General features: G+C 60.6%; 9 protein-coding genes. 3 read left to right on the forward strand and 6 right to left on the reverse strand.

Annotation, left to right across the window (positions count from 1 at the left end; translation table 11 throughout):
• Window positions 1-108: 108 nt before the first annotated feature.
• Window positions 109-573: an Lrp/AsnC family transcriptional regulator gene (locus tag QMX98_RS27025; protein WP_046045137.1), complete on the reverse strand. Its 465-nt coding sequence runs from the start codon at window positions 571-573 to the stop codon at window positions 109-111.
• Between the two features lie 125 nt (window positions 574-698).
• On the opposite strand from QMX98_RS27025, the gene QMX98_RS27030 reads away from it, so the two are divergent.
• Window positions 699-1,037 carry a hypothetical protein gene (locus QMX98_RS27030; RefSeq protein ID WP_010466649.1) on the forward strand — a complete coding sequence of 113 codons (339 nt, stop codon included), beginning with the start codon at window positions 699-701 and terminating at the stop codon, window positions 1,035-1,037.
• 90 nt (window positions 1,038-1,127) lie between these two features.
• A complete protein-coding gene (locus QMX98_RS27035; protein ID WP_282411642.1) occupies window positions 1,128-2,912 on the forward strand; it encodes a type II/IV secretion system protein in 1,785 nt (594 codons plus the stop codon).
• A gap of 5 nt (window positions 2,913-2,917) precedes the next feature.
• Here QMX98_RS27035 and QMX98_RS27040 read toward each other — a convergent pair whose 3' ends face one another.
• Complete coding sequence (locus QMX98_RS27040) at window positions 2,918-3,898, reverse strand: hypothetical protein (RefSeq protein ID WP_077747175.1); 981 nt, start codon at window positions 3,896-3,898, stop codon at window positions 2,918-2,920.
• A gap of 167 nt (window positions 3,899-4,065) precedes the next feature.
• Here QMX98_RS27040 and QMX98_RS27045 point away from each other — a divergent pair, with 167 nt between their 5' ends.
• A complete protein-coding gene (locus QMX98_RS27045; RefSeq protein WP_169857239.1) occupies window positions 4,066-4,386 on the forward strand; it encodes a DUF2388 domain-containing protein in 321 nt (106 codons plus the stop codon).
• Window positions 4,387-4,500: 114 nt separating this feature from the next.
• Here the strand turns inward: QMX98_RS27045 and gcvP are convergent, their stop codons facing one another.
• The 4 genes from gcvP to QMX98_RS27065 form a co-directional block, all read right to left on the reverse strand.
• Entirely contained in the window at window positions 4,501-7,374 is a 2,874-nt protein-coding gene (gcvP, locus tag QMX98_RS27050; protein WP_010464977.1) for an aminomethyl-transferring glycine dehydrogenase, read from the reverse strand.
• Window positions 7,375-7,547: 173 nt separating this feature from the next.
• On the reverse strand, window positions 7,548-7,931 hold the full coding sequence (gene gcvH, locus QMX98_RS27055; RefSeq protein ID WP_282411643.1) for a glycine cleavage system protein GcvH: 384 nt from the start codon (window positions 7,929-7,931) through the stop codon (window positions 7,548-7,550).
• 49 nt (window positions 7,932-7,980) lie between these two features.
• Window positions 7,981-9,063, reverse strand: coding sequence for a glycine cleavage system aminomethyltransferase GcvT (gcvT, locus tag QMX98_RS27060; RefSeq protein WP_010464981.1), 1,083 nt, complete (start codon window positions 9,061-9,063; stop codon window positions 7,981-7,983).
• A 155-nt stretch (window positions 9,064-9,218) separates the two neighbouring features.
• Entirely contained in the window at window positions 9,219-10,835 is a 1,617-nt protein-coding gene (locus tag QMX98_RS27065) for an iron ABC transporter permease (protein ID WP_102594811.1), read from the reverse strand.
• Window positions 10,836-11,001: the final 166 nt, after the last annotated feature.

The raw sequence follows: 11,001 nt of genomic DNA on the forward strand, positions 1-11,001 counted from the left end.
GGCAAGCCTCGCTCCTACAGTATTTTCGTTGACCCCAATTCGGCGGCCGACTCAAACCTGTAGGAGCGAGGCTTGCCCGCGAAGAGGCCAGCACATTCACCGCATACCCTAGACAGGCAAACTCGTCGTCGACTTGATCTCCGACAACGCCACAATCGAGTTCACTTCCTGAATCCCCGGCACCATCGACAGCTTTTCAAAGAAAAACCGCTCATACGCCTCGATGTCCGCCGTGACGATCCGCAGCAAAAAATCCACCGACCCCATCAGCACATAACACTCCAGCACTTCGGGAAAGCCGCGAATCGCCTCGGTAAACTCAGTGAAGTTCGAACGCCCGTGCGCGTTGAGTTTGATCTCGGCAAAGATCTGCGTGTTAAGCCCGATCTTCTTGCGGTCGAGCAACGTCACCTGCCCGCGAATGATCCCCTCCTCCTTCATCCGCTGAATCCGCCGCCAGCACGGCGACTGCGAGAGCCCTACCTGCTCGGCAATCTGCGCGCTGGAGAGCGAAGCGTCCTCTTGCAGCAACGCGAGAATCTTGCGGTCGTAGCCATCCAGCTCGCTGTGCATAAATAAACCCGTAATTGATAGCTGACCGAATCAAACAATTCGAAAAATAGCCAACAAGCCCCATCATAGATAAGAAATGCCCGGCACCGAATGTAAAAATTCCTCCATTGATTTGGAGACCGACCATGCCGCACCTGGAAGCTGTGAACACCTCGCCTATCCGCGCCGATGTCTGGCACGCCGGCAACGCGCACTGCCGCGTTCATTACCAACTGCTGGCCGAAGCCGAGCCGGACCTGCTGTGCCGGGCGCTCAACCTGTTCGCTTTGCAGTTTCTGACGCCGCAACAGGTCAGCGCGCAGCGGATGGACGATCTGATGTCGATCGACATCGTCATGGACGGGTTGAGCTGGCATCGCGCCGAAGTGATTGCGGAAAAATTACGTAACCTGATCAACGTGTGTTCGGTGGAGCTGCAAGCGGCTGATTCCCTGCGGGAAGCGCCTGTTCAGGCGGCGGGCTGACAAACCTCGACACGGCTTCGTCGGGTAGTGGCCCAACGGTCGGCGGGTCCGCGACTATCCTTTGCGAACTGTTGTTCATGAGGAGCCCGCATGTCCGTTCAACTTGCCATTCAGGACCGCTGGCTGGATCTCAATGATTTGCTGCGTGAACTGGTCGCCCAGGGCTTTATCAGCCAGGACTCGGCCGAACACGCGCTCAATGCCCGCCGCCGCCACGCCACCCATGGCCAGATGCATCCCCTGGAATTCATCGCCAGCCAGCACCTGGACGACCTCAGCCGTCCCGGTAAACACCTCGACCTGGAAAGCCTGACCCTGTGGCTGTCGCAGCAGGCGGGCCAGCCTTACTTGCGCATCGATCCGCTGAAAATCAACGTGGCGGCGATTACGCCGCTGATGTCCTACGCCTTCGCCCAGCGTCACAAGATTCTGGCGGTGTCCATCGACCGCGACGCGGTGACCGTGGCCAGCGCCCAGCCTTACGTCAACGGCTGGGAAGCTGACCTGACTCATGTGCTGAAACTGCCGATCAAACGCGTAGTGGCCAACCCGGTGGACATCCAGCGCTTCAGCGTCGAGTTTTTCCGGCTGGCCAAATCGGTCAGCGGTGCGACCAACAACGATCAGCAGGCCAGCAACCTGGGCAATTTCGAACAATTGCTCAACCTCGGCGCCAGCGACCAGGAACCGGACGCCAACGACGCGCACATCGTCAACATCGTCGACTGGCTGTTCCAGTACGCCTTCCAGCAGCGCGCCAGTGATATCCACATCGAACCTCGACGCGAGCAAGGCACAGTGCGCTTTCGCATCGACGGCGTGCTGCACAACGTCTATCAATTCCCCCCGCAAGTGACCATGGCCATCGTCAGCCGCCTGAAAAGCCTCGGGCGGATGAACGTGGCGGAAAAGCGCAAACCCCAGGACGGCCGGGTGAAGACCAAGACCCCGGACGGCGGCGAGGTCGAGCTGCGGCTGTCGACCTTGCCGACGGCATTCGGCGAAAAAATGGTCATGCGGATCTTCGACCCGGAGGTGCTGCTCAAGGACTTCGATCAGTTGGGCTTCTCCGCCGAAGACTTGCGCCGCTGGCAGGACATGACCCGCCAGCCCAACGGCATCATTCTGGTGACCGGGCCGACGGGTTCGGGCAAAACCACCACGCTTTACACCACGCTGAAGAAACTGGCGACGCCGGAGGTCAACCTCTGCACCATCGAAGACCCGATCGAAATGGTCGAGCCGGCCTTCAATCAGATGCAGGTCCAGCACAACATCGACCTGACCTTCGTCGCCGGTGTTCGCGCGCTGATGCGGCAGGATCCGGACATCATCATGATCGGCGAGATTCGCGACCTCGAAACCGCAGAAATGGCGATCCAGGCCGCGCTCACGGGTCACCTGGTGCTCTCGACCTTGCACACCAATGACGCGCCCAGCGCGATCAGCCGCTTGCTGGAACTCGGCGTGCCGCATTACCTGATCAAAGCCACGGTGCTCGGCGTCATGGCCCAGCGCCTGGTGCGAACCTTGTGCTCGCACTGCAAGGCGCCGCTGACGTTGGGTGAAGAAGACTGGCAAACCCTGACCAAACCCTGGCAAGCGCCACTGCCCACCAACGCCCAGCGCGCCATTGGCTGCCTGGAATGCCGCGACACCGGCTACCGCGGCCGCGCCGGGGTCTACGAAATCATGCAGCTGACGGATGGCGTTAAGGCGCTGATCAATCCCGACACCGATTTGCTGGCGGTGCGGCGCCAGGCGTTCAAGGAAGGCATGCGCAGCCTGCGGCTGTCGGGGGCGCAGAAAGTGGCCGCAGGGTTGACGACGATCGAGGAAGTATTGCGCGTGACGCCGCAGAGTGAGCAGAAATAGCTGCGCTACCAGTCGGCCAGGCCCAATCCGGTATTGGGCTTGATCCATAGCACTGCACCGTCCGAGCTCCGCTGCAGGATCGAGTGACCCGCCTTCAGCATTTCGCCTGTGCGCAGGTTGTGTGCGGGGTTTGATTTGTTCGGGCTGAACAGCAGCGTGTGCGGCGAGTCCTCGCGTACCCTCGTCAGACGCGGGTATTGCCAATCGCCAAAGGTGATCCTGTCATTCAGTTGCCCCTCCCAACCCACGGCTTTTTGCTGTTTATCCAGTTTCAGGGTCAGGGTCGGGCCGGACAACGCAACACGTTGAAGGACAACCCGCTCGCGTTTCCCCCCCGGCGTCAGTTCATATTCCTCACCGTAACGGTGAACGTAACTGCCGGACGGCCAGGTCAACCCGCCCATCTCGGTGTTCGCCACCAGTGTGCAGGACTCGAAGCGCCAGCGATCCGGTTGCAGGCGAGTCTCTTCGTCGATCTCGAAAGTCACCCAGGTATCATTCGCACAAGGCCAGCCATCAACGGCTTGATCGCTGGCCAGCCGCAGTTTCACATACGGCGGGCCAAACATTTCCAGCGCCGTGACGTTGATACCCTTGATCCGGTGCGGTGCGACAAATTCGGCAGCAATGAGGCTGGGCAGGCCATGGACTTGTGGTTGATCGTATTGATCCAGCGGGTCGACCGTACTCAGATGCAGTCTGGTGCCGGCAGGCAGCGGCAGACCTTCGACTTGTACGTCATGCTCAAGTGTAGGCTTTCGCGCCCGATCGTTGGCAGCATCCAGCCAGTAGTTGCCTGACATGGCGCCGACCACGCTCAAACAGACCAAACCAAGCGCACCGAACCTGCGGGGTTGGCGCAACATCTGTCGGCGCCAGGCGGGAACGCACAGCGCAATCAACAGTGCGGGTAGGCCGACAAACGCCAGCAGTACCACATTCAACACAGTGACGTACAGCATTGCGCCAATAGCCAAGGGAAGCATCCATGCATCGAGAATAATCGGCCATGGTGCCAAACAACCTCTGAGCCTGCACCCCATGTGGGTCAAATGGGCAACATCTAGCGAGTCGAACCATCTGAATGAGCCGTCATGGAACTGGATTGGGGAAATGGCGATCCAACGCCGTAGTTAACCAGTGGAGTCACCCCATCATGCGTCTCAAACTTGCTGTCGCTACCATCGCGTTGTTGTCCCTTCCAGTCGGTTCGGCGATGGCCGATAGCTTTTGGCGTAACGTCATTTCGTCCGGTGCCACCACCGGTTCGACCTACCTGACCTTCAAGGATCACAAGCTGATCGTTGCCGCGCAGGACGATGCCGGCAGCTTCGTTGCCAGCGACGGCGGCATCCGCGGTCCTTATCTGGAAGCCGCAATGCAGAAAGTCCGCGCCGACAATCCGGGCCTGCAGGCGACGGACATGGAGCTGGCGAATGCGATCCTGGCAAAGAATGCCGTGGCTTCGGAATAAGCTGTTCAGCTGAATAAAAATGCCGCTCCCATGAGCGGCATTTTTTTGCCCGACACAAAACCCTGTAGGAGCGAGCAGGCTCGCTCCTACATTGGATTTGCGTAGTCCGGGCGATCAGCGGTAATCATCGACGGGCACGCAGGCACAGAACAGATTCCTGTCGCCATAGACGTTGTCCACCCGATTCACCACCGGCCAATACTTGTGCGCCTTGGTGTGCGCATCCGGCGTCACCGCTTGCTCGATGCTGTAAGGCCGCTCCCAGACCCCGGTGATATCGGCCAGGGTGTGCGGCGCTCGCTTCAGCGGATTGTCTTCGGCGGGCCAGTTACCGTTCTGCACCTCGGTGATTTCCGCGCGAATGCTCAGCATCGCCCCGATAAACCGATCCAGTTCGGCCTTTGATTCGCTCTCGGTCGGCTCGACCATCAGTGTCCCTGGCACCGGAAACGACATGGTCGGCGCATGGAAACCGTAATCCATCAGGCGCTTGGCCACGTCCTCTTCACTGATTCCGGTCAGCGCCTTCAATGGCCGCAAATCGAGGATGCATTCGTGCGCCACCCGTTCATTGCGCCCGGTGAAGAGCACTGGAAACGCCCCGGACAAATGTTGCGCCAGGTAATTCGCAGCGAGGATCGCCACCTCACTGGCATCCGCCAATTGCGGGCCCATCATGGCGATGTACATCCAGCTGATCGGCAAAATGCTTGCGCTGCCCCAGGGCGCTGCGCTGACCGCACCGTTCTGCGCCAGCGGTCCCTCAATCGGCACCACCGGGTGATTGGCGACGAACGGCGCCAAATGCGCGCGCACGCCTATCGGCCCCATGCCCGGCCCGCCGCCGCCATGGGGAATGCAGAACGTCTTGTGCAAGTTCATGTGGGAGACGTCGGCGCCAATGTCCGCCGGCCGCGCCAATCCCACCTGCGCGTTGAGGTTGGCGCCGTCCATGTACACCTGGCCGCCGTGACTGTGGATAACTTCACAGATTTCGCTGATGCCTTCCTCGTACACGCCATGGGTCGACGGATACGTCGCCATCAGGCAGGCGAGTTTGTCGCCCGCGTCCGCGGCCTTGCCTTTCAGGTCATCCAGATCGACGTTGCCGGCCTCGTCGCACTCGACGATCACCACGCGCATCCCGGCCATCTGCGCCGAGGCGGGGTTGGTGCCGTGGGCCGAGGACGGAATCAGGCAAATCTCTCGCGCCCCCTGATGACGGCTCTCGTGATATTTGCGGATCGCCAGCAGCCCGGCGTACTCGCCTTGAGCGCCGGAGTTGGGTTGCATGCAGATCGCGTCGAAACCGGTGATTGCGCAGAGCCAGCGTTCCAGCTCCTCGATCATCAGCGAATAACCCACCGCCTGCTCTTTCGGTACAAACGGATGCAGGTTGGCGAATTGCGGCCAGGTGATGGGGATCATCTCGCTGGTGGCATTGAGTTTCATGGTGCAGGAGCCCAGCGGGATCATTGATTGGTTGAGCGCCAGGTCTTTGTTTTCCAGTTGCTTGAGGTAACGCAGCATCTCGGTTTCGCTGTGATGGGCGCTGAATACCGGATGACGCAGATAAGGCGAGGTGCGCAGCAGACCTGCCGGAATACCGGAAGCAAGGGTTTGAGCGTCCAGTTCGTCGACGTTCAGCCCATGATCGGAACCGAGGAACACATCAAACAGTTTCGCTACCGTGGATTCGTCAGAGGTTTCGTCGAGGCTCAGCCCCAACTGCCCGCGCCCGAGAATGCGCAAGTTGATCTGTGCAGCCTGGGCGCTTTCGATAATTGCGGTCTGAGTACCACCAACCTCCAGCGTCAGCGTGTCGAAAAAGTGAGTGTTGAGGCGAGTGATGCCGTGACGCTCCAGGCCTGCGGCGAGGATGCAAGTCAACCGATGGACGCGCTGGGCAATGCGTTTGAGTCCTTCCGGACCATGGTAGACCGCATAGAAACTGGCGATGTTGGCCAGCAGCACCTGAGCGGTGCAGATGTTCGAGTTGGCCTTCTCCCGGCGGATATGTTGCTCACGGGTTTGCAGGGCCATGCGCAGCGCGACATTGCCGCGAGCATCTTTCGACACGCCGATGATCCGCCCGGGAATCGCCCGTTTGTACTCATCGCGACTGGCAAAAAACGCCGCGTGCGGCCCGCCGTACCCCATCGGCACACCGAAGCGCTGGGACGAGCCGAACACCACGTCGGCGCCCAACTCCCCAGGCGGGGTCAGCAACAGCAGGCTCAGCAGATCCGTCGCGACACAGGCCAGCGCCTGCTGGGCATGCAGATGATCGATCAACGGACGCAGGTCGCGGATCTCGCCGTGGGTGTCGGGATATTGCAGCAACGCGCCGAACACCTCGTGCTGTTTCAAGTTATCCACAGCGTCGATGATCAGCTCGAAACCGAACCCTTCGGCCCGGGTCTGCACCACGGAAATGGTTTGCGGATGGCAGTTCTCATCGACGAAGAACAGATTGCTCCGGGACTTGGCGACCCGCTTGGCCAACGCCATGGCTTCCGCCGCCGCCGTGGCTTCATCGAGCAGCGAAGCGTTGGCCAGTTCGAGGCCCGTGAGGTCGATGGTCAATTGCTGGAAATTCAGCAGCGCTTCGAGCCGCCCCTGGGCAATCTCCGGCTGATAAGGGGTGTAGGCGGTGTACCAACCGGGATTTTCCAACACGTTGCGCAGAATGACGGCCGGCGTGAGGGTGCCGTGGTAACCCATGCCTATCAGGCTGGTCCAGACCTGGTTTTGCTCGGCGTACCCGCGCAGCTTGGCCAGCGCAGCCTCTTCGTCGAGGGCCGGCGGCAAATCGAGCTCGCGGTTCAGGCGGATTCCCGGCGGTACCGTCTGTTCGATCAGTTCAACCCGGCTGCCGAGGCCGAGGCTGTCGAGCATCGCCTGTTGCTCGGCAGCATCGGGGCCAAGGTGGCGGCGAAGGAAGGCATTGGGATCGCGTAACTGGCTCAAGGACGGCAACTGGGACATGACGGGCTCTCTCTAGGCTGGCGCTCAACGTCGATGCAACACGGTCAAACCAGCATAGCAGCCGCTGCCAACAGCGAACCCGTGCAGGAGCGAGGCTTGCCCGCTCCCACAGGGAAATCCGTCAGGCGAAAAAAAGCCCCGACACGTCGGGGCTTTGGGATGACGCTGAAGGCTTACTCGCCGATGGCGGCCTTGTAGCCGGCTGCATCGAGCAGCTTGTCCAGCTCAGCCTTGTCGCTAGGCTTCAGTTTGAAGATCCAGGCATTGTAAGGTTCGGAGTTGAGCAGTTCTGGGTTAGCACTCAATTCTTCGTTGATCGCGATCACTTCACCGGATACCGGGGAGTAGATGTCGGACGCAGCTTTAACCGACTCAACGACACCGGATTGATCGCCGGCAGCGAAAACTTTTCCGACTTCAGTCAGCTCAACGAACACCACATCGCCCAAGGCTTCCTGAGCGTGATCGCTGATGCCCACGGTGACGGTTCCATCGGCTTCCAGACGGGCCCATTCGTGACTTTCGGCAAAACGCAGGTCGGCAGGGATATCGCTCATGTTCTGTGTCCTCAAGAGAATTGTCAGCGGTCGTTGCCCGCCAAAAAGGTTAGATCAAGGTTTTGCCATGGCGGACGAAGGTCGGTTTGACCACCCGGACCGGGTACCACTTGCCACGGATTTCCACTTCTGCGCGGTCGGCAGTTGCCATCGGCACGCGCGCCAGTGCTATCGACTTGCTAAGCGTAGGAGAGAAACTACCACTGGTGATCTCTCCTTCGCCAACATTGGCGATACGGACCACTTGATGAGCGCGCAAAACCCCACGTTCCTCAAGGACCAGACCGACCAGTTTGTGCTGCACACCACCCGCCCGCTCGGCTTCCAGGGCGCTGCGACCAATGAACTGGCGAGTGGCCGGTTCCCAGGCAATGCTCCAAGCCATGTTCGAGGCCAGCGGTGAAACGTCTTGATGAATGTCCTGGCCGTATAGGTTCATGCCGGCTTCGACACGCAAGGTATCCCGGGCACCCAGGCCGATAGGAGAAATGCCCGCGCCCACCAAGTCGTTGAAAAACCCTGGTGCCTGATTGGCGGGTAGAACGATCTCCAGGCCATCTTCACCGGTATATCCGGTGCGCGCGATGAACCAGTCGCCGTCAGGCTGACCTTCAAAAGGCTTGAGCATCTGGATCAAGTTGCCGCGGGACTGGGTGACCAGTTCGGAAATCTTGTGCCGGGCATGGGGGCCTTGAATCGCCAGCATCGCCAGTTCGGAGCGCTCGTTGAGCTGCACATCGAAACCATCGAGATGGGCCTGCATCCAGGCGAGGTCCTGATTGCGGGTGGAGGCGTTGACCACCAGCCGATAACCGTCCTCGAGACGGTAGACGATCATGTCGTCGACGATGCCGCCGCGCTCGTTGAGCATGGTGCTGTACAAGGCACGGCCAGGGCTGTGCAGGCGCTCGACGTCATTGGCCAGCAAATGCTGGAGCCAGGCCTTGGCCTGGGGGCCGGTGACATCAATCACGGTCATGTGGGATACATCGAAAACCCCGCAATCGCGGCGCACCTGATGGTGTTCCTCGACCTGCGATCCGTAATGCAGAGGCATATCCCAACCGCCAAAATCGACCATCTTCGCGCCTAGGGCGAGATGAAGGTCATACAGAGGCGTGCGCTGTCCCATGGGTTTCTCCTTCCGGGCGTGGCGAAGGTGCGGGCCGGTGCTTTACGGGCGAAAGCCTTGAAATAGAAGGCTTTGAGCCGATGTCAGCTACCAGGTCCGTAGGACGGACCGCACCGAATGCCGCGCATTGTAGCCTCAAGGTGTAGGACTGACACCTAGGCGTTTCGATGCGCCGAACGTCGAATCAATCCGATGACCGGTAACAGCCCGACCAAAACCAGCGTCAAGGCCGGCAACGAAGCTCTCGCCCACTCCCCTTCGCTGGTCATTTCAAAGATCCGTACCGCCAGCGTGTCCCAGCCAAACGGGCGCATCAGCAGGGTCGCGGGCATTTCCTTGAGCACATCGACGAACACCAGCAACGCAGCGCTCAACGTGCCGGGCAGCAATAACGGCAGATACACTTTGAAAAACAGTCGTGGCCCACTGACCCCAAGGCTACGTGCCGCTTCGGGCAAAGATGGCCGTATTCGCGCCAGGCTGCTTTCCAGCGGTCCGTAGGCCACGGCGATGAAACGCACCAGATAGGCCAGCAACAACGCCGACAGACTGCCCAGCAGCAATGGCTTGCCCGCGCCACCGAGCCAGCCCGACAGCGGGATGACCAGCTCGCGATCCAGATAACTGAACGCCAGCATGATCGACACCGCCAGCACCGAACCCGGCAGGGCGTAGCCGAGATTGGCCAGGCTGATACCGGAGCGGATCGCCCGGGTCGGTGCCAGGCGCCGGGCAAATGCCAGCACCAGGGCAACGCTGACGGTGATCAGCGCGGCCATGCCGCCCAGGTACAAGGTGTGGACGATCAGACCGGCGTAACGCTCATCCAGGTCGAAGCGTCCACGCTGCCAGAACCACACCACCAGTTGCAGCATCGGAATGACGAAGGCACAGGCGAACACCAGGCCACACCAAGTCATGGCCGCCAACGCCTTGAAACCCCGCAGGTGGTACAGCGCCTTGATGCGAGGTCGTTCATTGCTGGTGCGGTTGGCCCCGCGAGCACGCCGTTCGCCGTACAACACGACCATCACCACCAGCAGTAACAGGCTGGCCAGTTGCGCGGCGGTGGAGAGGCTGAAAAATCCGTACCAGGTTTTGTAGATGGCCGTGGTGAACGTGTCGAAGTTGAACACCGACACCGCACCGAAGTCCGCCAGGGTTTCCATCAGTGCCAAGGCCACACCGGCACCAATCGCCGGCCGCGCCATGGGCAAGGCCACTCGCCAGAACGCCTGCCACGGCGATTGCCCCAGCACCCGCGCCGCTTCCATCAGGCCTTTGCCTTGGGCCAGGAACGCAGTGCGCGCCAGCAGGTAGACATAGGGATAGAAAACCAGCACCAGAACAAGGATGACGCCGCCGGTGGAACGCACTCTCGGCAATCGCAGCTCGGTGCCGAACCATTCGCGCAGCAAGGTTTGCACGGGGCCGGCGAAATCCAGCAGGCCGACGAAGACGAAGGCCAGCACGTAAGCAGGAATGGCAAATGGCAGCATCAGCGCCCAGTCCAGCCAACGCCGGCCGGGAAATTCGCAGAGGCTGGTGAGCCAGGCGAGGCTCACACCCAGGAGCGTGACGCCGATACCGACGCCGAACACCAGGGTCAGGGTATTGCCCAGCAGGCGCGGCATCTGGGTGTCCCAGAGGTGGGACCAGATTTGCTGATCGATGGTTTGCCAGGAGAAGAACAGGACGCTCAGGGGCAGCAGGACCAGCGCGGCGATGGCGAAGACCAGGGGATACCAGCGGCGTTGGGCGGGGTGGGCCAAGGGGATTCTCTAGAAAATATGGGCTGACTCTAACCTGAAGTCGGCTCCATTTTGTGGCGAGGGAGCTTGCTCCCGCTCGGGTGCTAAGCAGCCGCAGGAGGTTATCAGATCATCTCGATCCTGACCTGTCGACGCCAACAGGGCCGCTTCGCAGCCCAGCGGGAGC

Source organism: Pseudomonas sp. PS02303, assembly GCF_029959925.1.
Taxonomy (GTDB): Bacteria; Pseudomonadota; Gammaproteobacteria; order Pseudomonadales; family Pseudomonadaceae; genus Aquipseudomonas; species Aquipseudomonas mandelii.

Excerpts from the sequence above, each read along its gene's own strand:
- gcvT (WP_010464981.1), bottom strand. The coding sequence starts at position 9,063 with ATGGGACAGCGCACGCCTCTGTATGACCTTCATCTCGCCCTAGGCGCG.
- gcvH (WP_282411643.1), bottom strand. The coding sequence starts at position 7,931 with ATGAGCGATATCCCTGCCGACCTGCGTTTTGCCGAAAGTCACGAATGG.
- gcvP (WP_010464977.1), bottom strand. The coding sequence starts at position 7,374 with ATGTCCCAGTTGCCGTCCTTGAGCCAGTTACGCGATCCCAATGCCTTC.
- QMX98_RS27035 (WP_282411642.1), top strand. The coding sequence starts at position 1,128 with ATGTCCGTTCAACTTGCCATTCAGGACCGCTGGCTGGATCTCAATGAT.
- QMX98_RS27025 (WP_046045137.1), bottom strand. The coding sequence starts at position 573 with ATGCACAGCGAGCTGGATGGCTACGACCGCAAGATTCTCGCGTTGCTG.
- QMX98_RS27030 (WP_010466649.1), top strand. The coding sequence starts at position 699 with ATGCCGCACCTGGAAGCTGTGAACACCTCGCCTATCCGCGCCGATGTC.
- QMX98_RS27040 (WP_077747175.1), bottom strand. The coding sequence starts at position 3,898 with ATGCTTCCCTTGGCTATTGGCGCAATGCTGTACGTCACTGTGTTGAAT.